This is a genomic window from Pseudomonas sp. PH1b (assembly GCF_000633395.1).
In the GTDB taxonomy this organism is placed as follows: Bacteria; Pseudomonadota; Gammaproteobacteria; order Pseudomonadales; family Pseudomonadaceae; genus Aquipseudomonas.
Window position 1 is genome coordinate 66,338 of sequence record NZ_AYMU01000030.1, and the last position, 16,272, is coordinate 82,609.

16 protein-coding genes and 1 tRNA gene are annotated in these 16,272 nt (G+C 65.6%); 5 read left to right on the forward strand and 12 right to left on the reverse strand.

The genetic code is table 11. The annotated features are described in order from the left end of the window. Positions 1-74 precede the first annotated feature (74 nt). The 9 genes from U873_RS0130745 to U873_RS0130790 all read right to left on the reverse strand — a co-directional run bounded on the left by U873_RS0130745 (position 75) and on the right by U873_RS0130790 (position 10,408). Positions 75-2,201, reverse strand: coding sequence for a TonB-dependent receptor domain-containing protein (locus U873_RS0130745; RefSeq protein WP_025131901.1), 2,127 nt, complete (start codon positions 2,199-2,201; stop codon positions 75-77). A gap of 343 nt (positions 2,202-2,544) precedes the next feature. Continuing rightward, complete coding sequence (locus tag U873_RS36445; protein WP_157838132.1) at positions 2,545-2,838, reverse strand: hypothetical protein; 294 nt, start codon at positions 2,836-2,838, stop codon at positions 2,545-2,547. 222 nt (positions 2,839-3,060) lie between these two features. After that, complete coding sequence (locus U873_RS0130760; protein ID WP_025131904.1) at positions 3,061-3,306, reverse strand: hypothetical protein; 246 nt, start codon at positions 3,304-3,306, stop codon at positions 3,061-3,063. Positions 3,307-3,369: 63 nt separating this feature from the next. Next, on the reverse strand, positions 3,370-3,846 hold the full coding sequence (locus tag U873_RS0130765) for a hypothetical protein (RefSeq protein ID WP_025131905.1): 477 nt from the start codon (positions 3,844-3,846) through the stop codon (positions 3,370-3,372). A 322-nt stretch (positions 3,847-4,168) separates the two neighbouring features. Beyond that, the gene (locus U873_RS0130770) at positions 4,169-4,618 is read right to left on the reverse strand and encodes a hypothetical protein (RefSeq protein WP_025131906.1); all 450 of its coding nucleotides are present in this window, start codon (positions 4,616-4,618) and stop codon (positions 4,169-4,171) included. Positions 4,619-4,816: 198 nt separating this feature from the next. Next, positions 4,817-6,394, reverse strand: coding sequence for an FGGY-family carbohydrate kinase (locus U873_RS0130775; RefSeq protein WP_029978783.1), 1,578 nt, complete (start codon positions 6,392-6,394; stop codon positions 4,817-4,819). A gap of 20 nt (positions 6,395-6,414) precedes the next feature. Next, positions 6,415-8,010, reverse strand: a complete 1,596-nt coding sequence (locus U873_RS0130780) for a glycerol-3-phosphate dehydrogenase/oxidase (protein ID WP_025131908.1) — start codon at positions 8,008-8,010, stop codon at positions 6,415-6,417. Between the two features lie 5 nt (positions 8,011-8,015). Continuing rightward, complete coding sequence (locus U873_RS0130785) at positions 8,016-9,611, reverse strand: FAD-binding oxidoreductase (protein WP_025131909.1); 1,596 nt, start codon at positions 9,609-9,611, stop codon at positions 8,016-8,018. A 203-nt stretch (positions 9,612-9,814) separates the two neighbouring features. After that, positions 9,815-10,408, reverse strand: coding sequence for an FMN-dependent NADH-azoreductase (locus U873_RS0130790; protein WP_025131910.1), 594 nt, complete (start codon positions 10,406-10,408; stop codon positions 9,815-9,817). A gap of 112 nt (positions 10,409-10,520) precedes the next feature. Between U873_RS0130790 and U873_RS0130795 the strand changes: the two genes are divergently transcribed. From U873_RS0130795 to U873_RS0130805, 3 genes are all read left to right on the forward strand, one after another. Further along, a complete protein-coding gene (locus tag U873_RS0130795; protein ID WP_025131911.1) occupies positions 10,521-11,453 on the forward strand; it encodes a LysR family transcriptional regulator in 933 nt (310 codons plus the stop codon). Between the two features lie 90 nt (positions 11,454-11,543). After that, complete coding sequence (locus U873_RS0130800) at positions 11,544-12,242, forward strand: hypothetical protein (RefSeq protein WP_029978784.1); 699 nt, start codon at positions 11,544-11,546, stop codon at positions 12,240-12,242. A gap of 166 nt (positions 12,243-12,408) precedes the next feature. After that, positions 12,409-12,483, forward strand: a tRNA-Gln gene (locus U873_RS0130805). 13 nt (positions 12,484-12,496) lie between these two features. On the opposite strand, the gene U873_RS0130810 is transcribed toward U873_RS0130805, so the two are convergent. Then, a complete protein-coding gene (locus U873_RS0130810) occupies positions 12,497-13,405 on the reverse strand; it encodes a LysR family transcriptional regulator (RefSeq protein ID WP_025131913.1) in 909 nt (302 codons plus the stop codon). A gap of 124 nt (positions 13,406-13,529) precedes the next feature. Between U873_RS0130810 and U873_RS0130815 the strand changes: the two genes are divergently transcribed. Then, the gene (locus U873_RS0130815) at positions 13,530-14,735 is read left to right on the forward strand and encodes an MFS transporter (protein ID WP_025131914.1); all 1,206 of its coding nucleotides are present in this window, start codon (positions 13,530-13,532) and stop codon (positions 14,733-14,735) included. Between the two features lie 21 nt (positions 14,736-14,756). Here U873_RS0130815 and U873_RS0130820 read toward each other — a convergent pair whose 3' ends face one another. Next, a complete protein-coding gene (locus U873_RS0130820) occupies positions 14,757-15,047 on the reverse strand; it encodes a hypothetical protein (protein ID WP_025131915.1) in 291 nt (96 codons plus the stop codon). Between the two features lie 12 nt (positions 15,048-15,059). Next, positions 15,060-15,545, reverse strand: coding sequence for a hypothetical protein (locus U873_RS0130825; RefSeq protein ID WP_256245221.1), 486 nt, complete (start codon positions 15,543-15,545; stop codon positions 15,060-15,062). Between the two features lie 154 nt (positions 15,546-15,699). Between U873_RS0130825 and U873_RS0130830 the strand changes: the two genes are divergently transcribed. After that, on the forward strand, positions 15,700-16,152 hold the full coding sequence (locus tag U873_RS0130830; RefSeq protein ID WP_025131917.1) for a hypothetical protein: 453 nt from the start codon (positions 15,700-15,702) through the stop codon (positions 16,150-16,152). Positions 16,153-16,272: the final 120 nt, after the last annotated feature.

The following is a 16,272-nucleotide window of genomic DNA, read 5'->3' on the forward strand; positions in this document are numbered from 1 at the left end:
GCCCGGCATCAACAAAGTGCCCGCTGTTGCGGGCACTTTCATTTGCGGGTGTCGGCTCGCTCGCAGCCCTGCTCTCAGCGCAGGTTCCAGGACACGCCCAGGTACACCCCCAGCCCCTCCCCCGGCGTCGAACGCGCCACGTCCAGCCCCTTGTCGTCGTAGCCCGGAGTCACGGTGGCGGCGTAGCGCTTGTCGGTCAGGTTGCGCACATCGACCCAGGTCTGCCAGTCGTTCTTCGGCGCGTTGTAGCCCAGGGTGGCGCCGAACAGCGCATAGGGATCGGCGTAGTAGCTGTTGGCGTAATCCACCGCCACCTTGGACACCAGCTGGGTATTGACCGCAGCGAAGAAGCCCAGGGGCCAGTCGTAGCGCAGCTCACCCTGGTAGTAGTGCATCGGCAGGCCCGGCAGGCGGTTGTCGCCAAAGCGCGAATCGTCACGATAGTGGAAGTCGCTGAAGGTGTAGGCCTGGCGCAGGCTCAGGCGGCCGACGCCCGGCTGCGACCACAGTTCACTCTGCAGGCTGGCCTCCACGCCCTGGTGCACCGTGGGGCTGGCGTTGAGTTCGTAAGGCATGGTGGCGTTGGCGTCCGGCAGCACCGAAAGCAGTTCGTGGCGCACCTGGGCGTAATACCAGGCCAGGCTCCACTGGCCCAGGCTGCTATCGCCGCGCCCGCCCAGTTCCAGGGTGGTAGCGGTCTGATTGCGCAGCTTGATCGGATTGCGCTGGGCACCGTAGGCGACGCCGCTGGTGTCCGGAAAACGCTGGTTGGCACTGTAGATCAGCGACCAGGGATGGGGCGCTTCCACCGAGCGGCTGAGGTTGGCGAACAGTTGCAGATCCGGGTTCAGCTGGTAGCGCAGGCCCAGGCGCGGCGCGTAGTCCCAGTCACCGAGGCTGGTCTTGCCGCCGCCCTCGGGGTAGGTCACCGCGCTTTCGCGGCGGGTGTAGATCGCCGCCAGGCCGGTGGTCAGCCACAGGTCGTCGGCGATCTCCAGGTCATTGCCAAAGTGCAGGACGGTATCCGAGCCCTGGTAGGTGAAGTTGCGGATCCGCGTGCCCGGCGCGTAGTTCGCGGTATTGCCGGTGGGAATGCGCACGAACTCGCTGGCACCGTCATTGGGCAGGTGTTTGGTCACCCGCAGGCCCAGGGTGCTGCGGCTTTCCATGCCCCAGAGGCTGTCGCGGCGCTTGTAGTCCAGGGTGCCGCTGACGTCGCTGTAGGCCACCTTCAGGCGGTTGGGGCCTTCGCGCAGGTCCATGGGGTAGTCGTGGTACACCAGCCCGGCCTGGAGACTGGATTGGTCATCGATGTAGTAGGTGGTCTTGTTGCCGATGAAGGTGCTGCCTGGCTGCTTGCGCCGGTCGTCGCGGCTGACGTAGGCCGGGTTGGCCGCCCGGGGGTTGTGTTCAATGGAGCGCTTGGTGACGCGCCCGGCCAGATCGTTGTCGGTCTCGCGGTAGCGCAGGTAGAAGCGGGTTTCCAGGTTCGGGTTGAAGCGATAGCCGAAGTTGCCGATCACCCCCCTGCTCTGGCTGCGGGTGTGATCCTGGTAGCCGTCGGCATTGGAGTCGGTCAGCGAGACGTAGTAGTCGAAGTCCCCCAGCACTTGCCCGGAACTGACCTGACGCTGCTGGTAGCCATGGCTACCGGTGGCGTAGCGCACCTGCAACAACGGCGCGTCATAGCCGGTGTGGCTGACGTAGTCGATGGCCCCGCCCAGGGCCAGGGCACCACGGTCGAACCCGTTGGCGCCGCGCAGCACTTCCACGTGGTCGACCCACAAAGGTTCCAGCAATTCATAGGGCGTGCCACCGGGGCCGGTCAGGGGCAGGCCGTCGAGCATCGTATACAGCCCCGAGGCATGGGCGCCCGGAGCACGGTTGATGCCCGAGCCGCGGATCGAGAGCTTCACCCCTTCGTTACCCGCCGACTGGGCATAGACCCCGGGCTGGTAGGCCAGCACATCCTGGTTGCTGGCCACCCGGCCCTGCAGCGGGCGGCGCATGTCCACCAGATTGGTGCCGCCGGGCACCTGGGCCAGCCGGGCCCGGGCCTCTTCCACCCTCTGCCCTTCCCCGGCCGGATCCTGCCCCTGGATCAGCGCCGGGGCCAACTCCACGCCCTGGTTCTCGGCCAGCGCCGGGCAAGCAAATGCCAGGCCCAACAGGGCCGTGGGCAGGGATTTGGGCAAGGGCATCAGGAAAACTCCAACTCAGATAAACGGGCAGTGAAAGCTGCGACGTATCAAGGAACGAAGGAAACACATGGCAATTTGGCTTTTTTAACCGGCAAGCGGGTGTTGCCGGGGTTTTCTCTGGTTCCCCAAGGAATGGCCCGATGGGCCCCATGGGCAGTTGCCAAGCGTGCCGCAGCCGCGCACCGGTGAACGCCTTCCATGGCTCACGGCGGGTCGCCGCGCCAAGCTAGCCAGCCGTTCGGCTGACAGCCGATCTTCGCTGCTCGTCTTCAGCGCGCCAGGGCGAGTAGGACCAGTCGCAACCCTGGAGAGTCGGCCTGGAGCTTTCATCCTGCTGCTGATGCTAGTGATGGGTGTGGGGCACTGGCAGTTGCGGCTCGCCGTGGCTGAACCCAAGGGCCCTCAGCGTGGGTGCATAGTCTTCAGGCGGGCCATGGGCGTTGAGCAGGTTGTGGCGGTCCCAGAGCACCGTGGCCTGTTGCCCGGGCGAATGCTGCCAGCGGTCGAAACGACCGGCGCTGGACAGGTAGGTGTTGAACTCGTGAATGAAGCCGGTGACGCCCTGGAGGCTCAGCGCCGGACTCTGATAGCGGCCCTGCTGCCCGCCTCCCCGACCGGTATGCAGGACCTGGAGCACGATCAACGTGCTCGGCGAGACAACGGGCCAGCGCGAGCATGACGTCCGGCTCCAAGCCTGTACACAGGGATTGATCCTCCTGATCAATGAACATGCCGGGCTGAAAGCCCGCTCAGCACCGGCATGGCCAAGGGTTTCGATGAGGCTCGGAGCAGGCTGTGAACGCTCGGGCGGTCCCCGCGGGGCCAGGTTTTCACAGCCTTGCCCACGACCCGCTGCTCGCTAGACCGCGGACTTCTTGTACACGGCAATGGTCCCGGCCTTGCGCACGAACACCAGCCCGTAATGGTCAAGATTGGCGCGCACCGACTTGCCAAAGCGATGGCGATTTTTTCGCTGCAACGGCTGCCACAGGTCTTCTCCGATGATCTGGCGAATGGTTCTTTCCTGCCCGGCAGGCAACAGCGTCACATTGTGCTTCAGGGCTGCGGATACCAGGTCCCAGGCCGAAGTCTGCAAATCGTTCATTGTTCAATCTCCTTGATGTTCAACAGTAAGGGCCAGCGGCCGAGGATGGCCGGGCCGGGCCGATCAGCGCACGAGGATTTCCAGGCGGTGCCCTTCGGCACCGGCTTCCATCTTCATCAGGGTGCAGACCAGTGAATGGGGGAACCCCAATTGCGCCTGCAGGGCTTGCTGGATCACGCTCTCCAACTGCGCCGGGCTGCAGGAGCGCAGGCTGTCGGCGACGCTGGCACCGACGGGGATGGCCGGCGGTTGCTGCGGGCTGGACCCAGCCACGTGCTGGGCGCAGTAGTCGATGAGCTTTTGACAATGCTTCTTGCGGCCGTAGCCGTTATTGCGCCAGCGATCGAGCCCCGCCACCGAGAGGTCGGCGATCTCGGCGATCTTGCGCCAGGACAGGCCTCGCTCCTGGTTCAGGGCTTCCACCAGGGGGCCCATTCCCAACACCACCTCTCCCAGGGTGTTTTTCCCCGGGAAACGGCGGTTGAATTCATCCTGGGTGAGAACTTCAAGGGCCTTGAAGGCATGGTCGAGAGTGATCATGGGAGCGCCTTAGCTGTTAGTGTTTTCACATACTAATACACCAACCACGAAAAACAAAACTTTATTTGTAGGTGTTTTCACATACAACAACCCACCCCCTACTCTTAACCTTCATCGCCATCCGCCCCGGCCTGCAAGATGGCAGCAGAACGCCGCGCCCCCGGCACGGTGCCCAATACTGGCGGCCGGGTGTCGCATTGAAGATCAAGACGTTTGCCATTTGAGCGCAGCCTACGACTGCTGACGGATGCGGCAGCGGGCTTGAGAGTCACGCTCCAGGCTCACACTCTAGGCGCCAGGCACCACAGACAAGAGCGACCTTTCACTTCACCAGGCAGATGCGCTCGCCCTCGAGGCCATACAGCCCTTCCAGAACCCCGCAGAGAGGTTCCAGCCCAAGCAGCCTTTGCGATGCATAGACCAGCGGCAGCGCCTGGCGGAGGCACTGTACTGGCGCGGGATAATCCGCCCAGGAGGGGGTGACGATACCGCTCCAGAAGGCAATGCAGTCGCTGTTGCCAACAAAAACCACCGGTTGCGAATCACAGACGTGCGCACTGGCGTGCCAGTACAGGTAGCCCAGGTAACGGCTGCCCTCGCGGCTCTCGAAGGTGGTCCTGACGATGACCTGATAATCCTGTTCGAACCCCTGCCCTGGGCCTGCCGGACGAACCGTCAGTTCATCCTCCACGGTTTCATCCATCGGGAAATACCAGACGCCGTGCTCGCGGAGGTCTTGCAGCGTCAACTCGTAGACTTGTTTGTCAGCCATCGTCCTACTGCCGGGTTGGCTCAGGGTTGCACCGGTGCATTGCGGTCGCGCCATTTCACTACAAGAGCCTCTTTCCTGCAGCAGAAATCTGCTGCAGGAGCCGCAGCTGCAAGGCCCGTGCGCCCTGACGAAGGGCCGCATCCAGAGCGCTCATGGATGCGCGATTGGCCAGGCCGGCTTGCCGCCCCCAATCGCCCCTCACGCCGGGTACCCGGTAATCTCGCGAATGCTCTGGTACAGCGGCTTGAGCTGGCGGTACATGCGCAGGTAGACCTCGCTGTACAGCCGCTGGTACATCTGCTGCGCCGCGGGCTGCGGCTCGAATACCGCCCCCACCCGAGTCATGGCGCCGATGGCACTCGCAAAGTCCGGGTACAGCCCCAGCCCCACCGCACAGGCGATCACCGCCCCCAGGCCTGAGGCCTCGTACACATGGGGCCGCTCCACCGGCAGGCCGAAGATGTCCGCGGTCAGTTGCATGGCCGCATCGCTCTGGGAGCCACCACCGGCGACCCGCAGGCGGGTGATCTTCAGCTTCGAGCGCTTCTCCATGCGCTCCATGCCCTGGCGCAAGGCATAGGCCAGGCCTTCGAGGATCGCGCGGTAGATATGCGCCCGGGTGTGCACGTCGCCAAAGCCGATCATCGCGCCCTTGGCTTCCATGCCCGGCTCGCGGATGCCCGGCGACCAGTAGGGTTGCAGGGTCAGGCCCATGGACCCCGGCGGCACGGCCTGGACCAGGGCGTCGAACAGTTGCTCCGGCTCCAGCCCCTGCTGCGCCGCCTGCTGCACCTCCCGCAGGCCGAACTGCTGCTTGAACCAGCTGACCATCCAGTAGCCGCGAAAGATCATCACCTCGCAGTTGTAGTGGTCCGGCACCGCCGCCGGATACGGCGGGATCAGCGGCACCACCTCCAGGTAGCGCGCGCGGGTGGTGGTGATGGTGGCCGTGGTGCCGTAGGACAGGCAGGCAGTGGTCGAGTCCTGGACGCCCGAGCCCAGCACCTCGCAGGCCTTGTCGGCGCCGGCGGCAATCAGCGGCAGGCCCTCGGGGATACCGGTATGGCGGCTGGCCTCGGCGCTGATCCGGCCCAGGGTCTCGCCGGGCTTGAGCAGGGTCGGCAATTGTTCCTGGCGCACCGCCAGGGCCTGCCATTTCCAGTCGCTGGGGGCGGCCCAGCGCAGGCGCTTGTAGTCGAACGGCAGGTAGGCCACGCAGCAGCCCACCGAATCGACGAAATTGCCAGTCAGGCGATGGGTAAGAAACCCCGAGAGCAGCAGGAACTTGTCGGTGGCGGCCCAGATGTCCGGCTGGTGCTGGGCCACCCAGTTGGCCTCGGCCTGGGCACGAAAATAGTCCACGGTGGCCTCGGCGCCGATCAGCTTGAACAGCCAGCCCCAGGGCCCCTTGATCCGGCCCTCGACCGCGCCCTGGCGCTGGTCGAGCCAGAGGATCGCCGGGCGCAGGGCCCGGCCCTGGGCGTCGACGTTGATCAAGGTGCCGCGCTGGGTGGTCAGGGACACGCCGCGGATCTGCGAGCGGTCGATGCCGGTCTGCTGCCAGAGCAGTTGGCAGGCTTCGCCGAGCTTGGCCCAGTAGTAGTCCGGGTGCTGCTCGGCCCAGCCGGGCTGGGTGGAAAAATAGGCTTCAAGTTCCACCTTGCCCTTGCCCAGCAAGTTGCCCTGAAGGTCGAACAGCAGTGCCCGCACGCTCTGGGTGCCGTTGTCGATCGCCAGCAGGTAGGCCTGCTTATTCTTGTTCTCGGGGTTGTCCATGGGGCTCTCTGGGTTGGGCATCAATGGGCGCTCGCGGGCAGGCTGTGATGGCGTTGCCACAAGGTGCGGTAGCGCTGTTCCTCGGTGTGCCAGCGTTCATCGCTCCAGCCCAGCCGCGGCTGGCACACGCGGCGAATGGCCAGCAGGTAGGCGGCCGCCCCTTCGGCCAGCAACAGGCCGATGCGGGTACGCCGCAGCAGCAGATCGTCCAGGTGCAGGACCATCTCCGCCTCGGCGGCCACCGCCAGTTCGGCCCACAGGGTGTCACTGGCGCCGATGCAGTCGCTGCCCAGTTCGCCAACCCGTTGCGCCAGCCGGAGCAGATCGCGGCCATGGCGCCCGGCCAGCCGCCGCTCCTGGGCGGCGCTGAGCCCGGGGATAGCCAGCGCCGCCACCGGGCTGAACACCGGCGCGCCGTCATCACTGACGCTGCGCCCGATCATCGCCGCGCAGGCCTGCAGCACCTCGATGGCCTGGGGCCGGAACGTGGTCAGCTTGCCGCCGGCCAGGGTCACGCAACCAGGCTCCTGCCACAGCACATGCTCGCGGGATTCACTGGACGGCTTGCCATGGGCCTGGCCCCCGGCACTGCCCACCACCGGGCGCACCCCGGCCCAGGTCGACAGCACATCGGCACCCGTGATGTGCGCCTGGGGAAACTGCTGGGCAATGGCCGCCAACAGGTACTCCAGCTCTTCAGGGCTGATGCTGGCGCCCAGGTCCAGCGCCTCCCGGTGATCGAGGTCGGTGGTGCCCACCACCGTCGCCCCTTCCCAGGGGAACACGAACACCGGCCGGCCATCGTCGGCGTGCATGAAGCTCAAGGCCTGGGCCACCGGCAGGCGCCAGCCGGGCAGCAACAGGTGGCTGCCCCGCAGGGGACGCAATTGCCGTGGGGTCGCCACTGGGCGCAGGCGTTCGGCCCAGGCGCCGGTGGCCACCGCCAGCACCTGGCAGCGCAGTTGCTGGAGGGTGCCACTCTCCACATCCTCGACCTGCACCCCACAGACCCGCTCGCCCTCGCGCAGCAACTGCTCCACGCGCATGCCGTTGACCACCCACGCACCGTCAGCCCGGGCCTCGGCCAGCACGCGCATCACCAGGCGTGCGTCATCGGTCAGGGCATCGACGAAACAGGTGCCACCCAGCAGTCCCGCGTCCTTGACCCCGGGGGCCAGGTAGCAGGTCTGCCGGGCATCGTGAAAGCGATGGCTGCGCCGTCCGGCCAGGGCGTCGTAGACCGTCAGCAGGCCACCGAACACTCGGGGCCCGGGAAAGCCGCCACGGTAATGGGGCATCAAAAAACTCATCGGTTCCACCAGCCCCGGGGCCTCGTGCAGCAGGCGCTGGCGTTCGCGCACCGAGTCACGGGTCAGCCGCCACTGGCCCTTGGCGATGTAGCGCAACCCGCCATGGACCATCTTCGAGGAGCGGCTGGACGTGCCCCAGGCAAAATCCCGCTGCTCCAGCAGCAGGCAGCGCCAACCGCGCCGGGCGGCCTCGCGCAGGATGCCGGCACCGCTGATGCCGCCGCCGATCACGATCAGGTCCCAGGTCTGCTCTGCCAGCTGCGGCAGCGCCTGGCGCCGCCATTGCTCGTTCCACGCCTCGTCCATAGCCCTCACTCCTCCAGCAGGGTGCCGGGATTGAGCCTGGCGGCCGGGTCGAAATGCCGGCTCAGGGCCCGCAGGGTCTCCAGGGCCAGGGGGCCTTTTTCCCGCAGCAGATAGGGTGCATGGTCCTTGCCCACGCCGTGCTGGTGGCTGATGGTGCCGTGGTGCTCGACGATGGTCTGGCTGGCGGCATGCTTGAGCGCCTGCCAGCGCGCCAGGGTCGCGGCGTAAGTGGCCGCCGGACGGAACACATAGGTGGTGTAGATGCTCGAGCCTTCACCGTAGACATGGGACAGGTGGGTGAACACGTGCACCTGCTCGCCCTCGGCGGCGAGGCCGTCACGCAGGCTGTTTTCGATGCGCTGCAGCAGGCTGTCGACGTTGCTCCAGTCGGTGGCGGTTTCCAGGGTGTCCACCAGGTAGCCGGCGTTCCACAGGCTTTCCCGCAGGTAGGGAAAGCGAAAACGGTTCTGCGCCCATTTCTTGCCCAGCAAGGTGCCGGTAAAGACCCCGCCGAAAGCCTTGAGGTGCCGGCGCGCCTGACGCAGGGACAAGGCGTTCTGCTGGCGATTGCCGGTCACGCCGAAGGTCAGCAGGCACTTGTCCGGCCCGGCGCCGCGCAGGGCCAGGTATTTTTCCAGCCAGGCGATCTGCGTCGGATGACCGGCCAGGGCCAGTTGAGTCAGGGTTTCCACGGCGTTGGACAGGCGCAGCATCGACAGCGGGACCCGGGCCTGGGCCAGGGCCCGCACGGCTTGCAGCGCCTGGGTCCAGTCCGGCAGGAACACCCCGTAGAAACGCTCGTCGTCCGGCAGGCGGCTGACCCGCACCTTGGCCTCGGAAATGATCCCGAAGCGCCCTTCGCACCCCAGCACCATTTCCCGCAGGTCCGGCCCGGCGGCCGAGGCCGGGAACGTGGCGATGGGCATCGGCCCGGCAAAGGTTTCCAGGGTGCCACCGGCGAACAACTGCTCGATGCGCCCATAACGCAGCGACTGCTGGCCACTGGAACGACTGGCCACCCAGCCCCCCAGGGTCGACAGCTCCCAGGACTGCGGGAAGTGCCCCAGGGTGTAGCCCCGGGCGCGCAACTGGCTCTCCACTTGCGGACCACTGGCGCCCGGGCCGAAGGTTGCCAGCAGGCTGTCTTCGTCCAGCTCCAGCAGGCGGTTCATCCGTGCCAGCGACACCGTCAGCACCGGCCGTCGGGACCCGGGCGGGTTGATGTGCCCGGCCACCGAGGTACCGCCGCCATAGGGAATCAGGCACAGGTCCAGGTCCTCGGCCAGGGCCAGCAACTGCCGGACCTGCTCGGCGGTTTCCGGAAAGGCTACCGCGTCGGGGTAGGCCCCCAGCTCGCCCTCGCGCAGGGCCAGCCAGTCCGGCAGGCTCTGGCCCCGGGCATGCAGCAGGCGCTCCTGGGCAGTGATGCTGTACAGCGGATGAGCCTCCAGGCGCGAAGCCGGCACCCGGGCCAGCGCCTGCTCCAGGGTCGCCTCCGGCAACCGCCGGCCCGGCCCCAGGCGCTCGGCGAGAAACCCCGCGCCCTCGGCCGGCAATTCGACCACCGTGGTTGCATCCCCCCAGCCGTTCCAGCGTCGCATGCGTGTGTCCTTGTGCCGTTGTTATAGGTCTTGTTTCAGGCTCCCTATACTAGTCAGCCGCTGGCCGCTGTCACGGTCACATTGAGCCAGCGGGTGTAGCCAATTGAGTCAACACCGGCCGGCCCCTGGCTCGGCTGGCGGCCGGCGCCACACGCCCCCGCAGCACCTCGGCGGCCCAACCGGCAGCGCTATTCGACCGGCCTTCAAAGCATCGCCATCTGCTCGTGCGCCTGCTGCAACCCCTGCGCCAGCCCCTGCGGCCGGGCATCCAGGCCTTCGGCATAGACGAACTGCACCTGGTCGATGCCCATCAGGCCCAGCACCGAACGCAGGTAAGGCGTTACCGCATCGGTCTCCTGCCCCAGATGCACACCACCGCGGGAACTGAAGACCACCGCCCTCACCCCCTGCACCAGGCCCATCGGGTAGTGGTCGGTGTAGTTGAAGGTCACCCGGGCCCGAGCCACCAGGTCGAACCAGTTCTTCAACGGCGTTGGCACATTGTGGTTGTACATCGGCGCGCCGATCAGCAGCACATCGCAGGCCTTGAGTTCGCCGATCAGCTCATCGGACAGGGCCACCACCGCCTGGGCCCGCTCACTCGGGTCCTGGGCACCGCGCAGTGCATGGAACAGCTCGTGGTCGAGCACCGGCAGCTCCAGGGCCGCCAGGTCGCGGACCACCACGGCGTCGTCGCAGCCCTTGGCCTGACGCTGCACAAGGTAGCGGTCGATCAATGCGCTGGTGGTGGAAAGGCTGCCCATGAGGCTGGACTTGAGGACAAGAAAACGCGACATGCAAGGTTCTCCAAAAGCATCGATAAATGAATGGGAAAAATCCTAACATCGCCTTTTTATCCCCAGTGGCGATATTATTTCCGCCCATTGGAGACTCAAGAGCTACACACTCATGCGCGACAACCTGAGCGGCATCGAAGTTTTGGTGGCCGTGGTCGAGGCCGGCAGCTTTGCCCAGGCCGCGGACCGGCTGCACATCACCCGCTCGGCAGTGGGCAAGGCCATCGCCCGGCTGGAGCAGCGGCTGGGGGTGCAGTTGTTCCTGCGTACGACCCGCAGCCAGAGCCTGACCCTGGAAGGTTCACTGTTCCACCAGCACTGCCTGCGGGCGCTGGAGGAAATCCGTGCCGGCGAGGCCCAGCTGGAAAGCGGCAAGGCCCAGGTCAGCGGCCGCCTGCGGGTCTCGATGCCGGTGCTCTTCGGCCACCTGTGCATCGCCCCGATCCTGATCGAGATGGCTCGCCAGCACCCTGAACTGGTGCTGGAGCTGTGCTTCAGCGACCGCAGCGTGGAGCTGGTGGAGGAAGGCTTCGACCTGGTCATCCGCATCGGCCACCTGGCCGACAGCAGCCAACTGGTGGCCCGTCACCTGGGCGAACACCGCATGGCCCTGTGCGCCTCTCCCGCCTACCTGCAACGCTGCGGCCTACCGCGCAACGTCGAGGCGCTGCACCAGCACCAGACCGTGGCCTATGTACGCTTTGGCCAGGTACGGCCCTGGCAGTTGCAGGTCGATGGCCAAGCGCTGGCGTTCATGCCCAATGCCCGCCTGCTGATGGACGACCTGCGGGCCGTGACCGACGCCATCCTGGCCCATCAGGGCATTGCCTGGCTGCCATACTGGCTGGCCCGGGAGCACTTGCTGCGGGGTGAGTTGCAGGAAGTGCTGGCGGACTGCTCGGGCGTCACCTTTGCAATCAGTGCCTTGCGCCCACAGACCCCGCACCTGCCGTTGAAGACCCGGGTGGCAGTGGATGCGCTGCTCAAGCACCTGCCCGAACGCCTGGCGGTGGTCGAAGCCCCGGCCACGGGGGCTGAAGCCTGATGCCCCACGCCCAGCACCGCGTTTAACAAGCGTGACAAGCCGGCGCCAGTGTCGAACAATTCCCCCTCGAACCACCAAGTCGATCACCCCATGCCTGCACCGATGAAAACCTGCGCCCCACTGTTCTGGTCCACGGACCAGGGCATCGACTACGCCGCCCCCCAGCTCAGCCTCGGCGATCTTCTGCCCAAGGCCGGCCAGACCAGCACCGCCTACTTCGATCACCAGGACCCGGTGAGCGTCGGTGAAACCCTGCAACTGATCTGGTGCCCGCCGATTGCCGACCTCAACAGCTGGGGGGAACAGCCCTCGGAAATTGCCCACAGCCACCTCCTGCAAGCCCGGATCACGGGGTTTGCACCGCAGGCCAAGCCCCCCCATGAGATCCATCGGGGCCTGCAGCGCTACCAGTTGCAGATCCTCGACAGCCAGCCCTTGCTCGCCGCCCTTCAGGCACAACCCCTCGATCCCCAGGCCTGGGCACTGCCCACCATCGGCAGCGAGCAGGGTTCATTCCAGGCCTGGGCCCACGCCCGCAACCCGCGCCGCGCCGAAGTCGAGGGCCTGATTTACCTGACGGCCAGCGAGGCACAAACCTGCATGGAGATAATCCTCGAGGTCGATGGCCAGCACCTGGTCGGGCTGCTCTTGGCGCACCTGGGACCGGCTGGCAACTGGTACGAGCTGGGCCGGCGGACCCTGCTCGGGGACGAACTGCAGGCCATTGGCCAAGCGCTGAAAGTCGCCCAACCGCTGCGCGATACCCAGGAACCCTACCTGATCGCTTGAGGCGATCCGGGCGAAAAAACCTGCTGCAAGACTAACCAGCTGTTTTCAAACCTGTTTTTTGCACTTCAGAGCTTCCCAGGCGGCAAAAAAATTGATAAATTGCCGCCCGTTCCTGCAGCGGCCCTCCCAAGGCTGCAATCACTGCCAGGAATCTCGCAACAGCTACAGGGGCGTCGCCAAGCGGTAAGGCAGCAGGTTTTGATCCTGCCATGCGTTGGTTCGAATCCAGCCGCCCCTGCCATTTTTTCTCATTGTTATCCCCGCAGATTCCGTTCCAGCATCTCCAGCAATGCACTGACCTTGGGCAACCCCTGGCGGCTTTTCAGCCACAGCAGATGGATCGCCTGCCCTTCGCTGGCCCATTGCGGCAGCACCTCCACCAGGCTTCCTTGCTCCAACTGGCGCTTGACCAGCCAGGAAGGCAGTTGCGCAATGCCGTAGCCTTGCTGCACGGCCATCAACAGCCCCTCGCCATCACCCACCACGCAACTGGCGGACATCACCCGGCGCTCAGTCTCGCCCGGGCGGCCGCTGGCGAAGTTCCAGGGGCTGACCCGGCCATCCACCCAGCCATAGGCAATGCACTGATGCTGCTCAAGGTCCTGGTCGGTCAGTGGCACGCCATGGCTGCGCAGGTAATCGGGCGAGGCGCAGAACAGGTGCCACTCGCGGCCCAGGCAACGGTGCCCCAGCGCCGCCGGCCACTGCCCCGCGCCGCCCAGGCGCACGGCGATGTCCGCGCCGGCTTCCAGCGGCTCGACCCCAGGATCGGAAAAGGTGATGTGCGGCTGCAAGCCCGGATGCTCCCGGGCAAAGCGCAAGACGGCGGCCAGCACCTGGGAGCGGCCGAAGGTCCCGGGCAGGTCGATGCGCACCCGCCCCCGCAGCTCGGAGTTTTCCGCGTTCAGCGCCAGCTCGGCCTCTTCCAGGTCAGCCAGCACCCCGCTGCAGGTGCGGTAGAAGGCCGTGCCCGCGTCGGTCAGCGCCAGGCTGCGGGTGGTGCGCTGGAACAGCCGCGCCTGCAGCCGCCCTTCCAGCCGGGCGATGGCCTTGCTGACGGCGGAAGCCGTAAGGTTGAGCCGTTCGGCGGCGGCCTTGAAGCTGCCGCAGTCGGCCACGCAGACAAATACATCGATCCCCTTCAAGCGTTCGGAAGAAAACATCGGCGCCTCTTATTCATGAATCTGATTCCTTTCACTGGGTAAAAAACATCATAAAACAGAATCAGATTCCCCAGTAAGCTGGCTGGCATTCTCAAGAACGCCGTTACAGACCGATGAGGCACGGATGCTGCGCACCCTGAAAAGCTACCCGAAAGCAATCAACCTGCTGCTGGCCGGCACCCTGGTGCTGACCCTGGCCCGAGCCATTACCCTGCCCTACCTGGTGATCTACCTGAGCAGCGCTTTCGGCCTGCCAGTGAGCGACATCGGCCTGGTGATCGGCAGCAGCATGATCCTCGGCTCGCTGCTGAGCCTCTACGGTGGTTTCCTGGTGGACCGCACGCCCAGCTACCGGCTGATCCTGGCCTGCTGCGCGCTGTTCACCCTGGGTTTCATCGGCGCCTTCAGCGCCCGCCAGCTGTGGCTGTTCTACCTGTGCCTGGTGCTGGTCAACCTGGCCTATGCGGTGATCGACATCGCGATCAAGGCCGGCTTTGCCCAGCGCCTGACGGTGGCACAGCGCAGCGAAGCCTTCTCGATCAAATACACCCTGACCAATATCGGCTACGCCGTGGGCCCGTTCCTCGGCGCCGGGCTGGCGCGCCTGGACATCAGCCTGCCGTTCCTGATCTCCGCCGCCCTGGGCGCCGGGTTCCTGGCAATCCATCTGCGCTGGGGCGACCGACAGCTCGATGCCGCCGGCCCGACGCCAGCGCCGCTAGCCTTCACGGCCCTGGGCAAACAGCTGCTACGGGACTACCGCCTGGTGTGCTTCACCCTCGGCGGCCTGCTCAGCGCCGTGGTCTTTGGCCAGTTCTCGGCGTACCTGTCGCAGTACCTGGTGGTCACCACCTCGGCCGAGGCCACCTACCGCATCATCAGCACCCTGGTGGCGACCAATGCGCTGCTGGTGATCGCCCTGCAATACGCCATCGGCCGCAGGATTAGCCAGCGCCACCTGAGCCGCTGGCTGGCGCTGGGGCTGGGCCTGTTCCTGCTGGGGGTCAGCGGCTTCGGCCTGGCCACCAGCCTGACGTTCTGGGTGCTGTCGATGGTGGTGTTCACCCTGGGCGAGATCATCGTGTTTCCCGCCGAGTACATGTTCATCGACCTGATCGCCCCCGAGCACCTGCGAGGCCTGTATTACGGCGCGCAGAACCTCTCCAACCTCGGCGGCGCCCTGGGCCCGATCCTCTGCGGCATGCTCCTGGCCAGCCACCCGGCGCACTGGATCTTCTACATGCTGGCGGCGTTCATCCTCGCCGGCGGGCTGTTCTACTGGCTGGGCGCGGCCAACCTGAGCCAGCCAGGCGCCAGGAAGGCGCATTGAGGCTTAATCCCGCTCATGCCTTCAGGGGTACCCCAGGCGTTCGGCTAGCCGCGCCAGGGCTGCCCGACAATGCGCTGAAATCAGCAAAGCTGGCTCATTGATCATGTACAGCAGATGCTCGAAGGCGACCCCGGCCTCGTTGTGCGCCAGGTAATCGAGCACGATTTCCCGCCCATGTTCCAAGCCCGCCTGGGCCAAGGCGTGATCCTCGGGTACCGGGCCGAGTTGCTCATAGGCACGGGCCAGCAAGGGGCCCACTTCATCCAGGACTTCAATGAAATCCGCTCGCAGGCGGGGTATTCGCTCAGGCATCAAAGCCACTCCTCATGGGGCAGAAAAACCGCCACTCGCCCATCCGCCGTGATCGACCTGGTCGAGCAACTGGCGCCGGACTTGCAGAGCGATGGCCGCAAAGCCCTGGCCTGTACCTCGGTTACGCGTCGAATGATCCAGCGTGGCAGTGATGTCTTTCCAGCACTCCACCGCTGCCACCTGCCGGTGAGTGGGGTCGGTTTCGATTTCAAAGTCGATGAAGCGCTCGTCCTGGGTCAACAGCAAACCAAACAGACTGGGCATTCCGGGAAAGTCGATAGCCAACTTGAGCACGATGGTCGCCGACCAGTCGATACCCTGTGACCGAGCGTAATCCAGCAAGGCCTGGGGCATACCTTCGTCCCGCCAGCTCCTGGCGGTGCATTCGAGTTCGTAGGCTTCGAGAGTGTTTTGTTCCTGAACATTGAGCTGGCGTTTTTTCAGGAGACGTTCGATACCCATATCCAACCCGCGTGCTTGGTTGATGACTGCCGGCATCCGCCGTTGGAACCTTCATCTGGCGTCATGGGGCAATGACCGGCCCGGCCCATTGCCGGCCGCGAAGAATACCCCACCCAGGGCCCGGCCGGCAGATTCACAGCCGCCTGCTGCCGCGCGTTCCTCTTTGCACCCCAACCAAAAGGAATGCGCCATGAAGAACACCGACCTCAGCCAACTGATCCTCAGCGACCACGCCCGCATCGAAGCCGCCATCAGCACCGGCGCCGCCTGGGAAGTGTGGTTTCAAGTGGAGTTTCTGATCCTGCTGCGTTCGGCCCAGATGTCCGCCGCCCGCGAAGTGCACTATCCCGAACCGAATTCGACCTTGCGCCTGGACGTGCTGGCCAAGCACACCAACGAGCTCTATGCCATCGAGCTGAAAGTCGAAAGCGCCACCAATGCCGGCAACAAGCTGCTGGCCGAAACCCAGAAGGACATCGAAAAGCTCACCAAATACACCAGCCCCGTAGCAGCACGCTGGGCCGTGGCCCTGGGCTACAGCGACGTTGCCAAGCGTGGCTTGCGCGACTTCGCCAACGCCCACAAGGCCCGGGTCATCTACCAGGAATCCGGCGCCCTGGGGTGCATGATCGCCACCAGCTGACCACCGCGGCAAAACGGCCCCACCACGGCGGGGCCCTCGATGTCCAAAGGCATTCCCGCCTGAAATAGCAGCGGCCCTGGTAAAAAAAAGGGGCGATCGACGATCGCCCCCCAAGCCTTG

Bases quoted from the DNA above. Each gene is read 5' to 3' on its own strand.
- U873_RS0130785 (WP_025131909.1), bottom strand. From the start codon at position 9,611: ATGCGACGCTGGAACGGCTGGGGGGATGCAACCACGGTGGTCGAATTG.
- U873_RS0130830 (WP_025131917.1), top strand. From the start codon at position 15,700: ATGAAGAACACCGACCTCAGCCAACTGATCCTCAGCGACCACGCCCGC.
- U873_RS0130815 (WP_025131914.1), top strand. From the start codon at position 13,530: ATGCTGCGCACCCTGAAAAGCTACCCGAAAGCAATCAACCTGCTGCTG.
- U873_RS0130775 (WP_029978783.1), bottom strand. From the start codon at position 6,394: ATGGACAACCCCGAGAACAAGAATAAGCAGGCCTACCTGCTGGCGATC.
- U873_RS0130745 (WP_025131901.1), bottom strand. From the start codon at position 2,201: ATGCCCTTGCCCAAATCCCTGCCCACGGCCCTGTTGGGCCTGGCATTT.
- U873_RS0130820 (WP_025131915.1), bottom strand. From the start codon at position 15,047: ATGCCTGAGCGAATACCCCGCCTGCGAGCGGATTTCATTGAAGTCCTG.
- U873_RS0130810 (WP_025131913.1), bottom strand. From the start codon at position 13,405: ATGTTTTCTTCCGAACGCTTGAAGGGGATCGATGTATTTGTCTGCGTG.
- U873_RS0130780 (WP_025131908.1), bottom strand. From the start codon at position 8,010: ATGGACGAGGCGTGGAACGAGCAATGGCGGCGCCAGGCGCTGCCGCAG.
- U873_RS0130795 (WP_025131911.1), top strand. From the start codon at position 10,521: ATGCGCGACAACCTGAGCGGCATCGAAGTTTTGGTGGCCGTGGTCGAG.
- U873_RS0130800 (WP_029978784.1), top strand. From the start codon at position 11,544: ATGCCTGCACCGATGAAAACCTGCGCCCCACTGTTCTGGTCCACGGAC.
- U873_RS0130825 (WP_256245221.1), bottom strand. From the start codon at position 15,545: ATGCCGGCAGTCATCAACCAAGCACGCGGGTTGGATATGGGTATCGAA.
- U873_RS0130765 (WP_025131905.1), bottom strand. From the start codon at position 3,846: ATGATCACTCTCGACCATGCCTTCAAGGCCCTTGAAGTTCTCACCCAG.
- U873_RS0130760 (WP_025131904.1), bottom strand. From the start codon at position 3,306: ATGAACGATTTGCAGACTTCGGCCTGGGACCTGGTATCCGCAGCCCTG.
- U873_RS0130790 (WP_025131910.1), bottom strand. From the start codon at position 10,408: ATGTCGCGTTTTCTTGTCCTCAAGTCCAGCCTCATGGGCAGCCTTTCC.
- U873_RS0130770 (WP_025131906.1), bottom strand. From the start codon at position 4,618: ATGGCTGACAAACAAGTCTACGAGTTGACGCTGCAAGACCTCCGCGAG.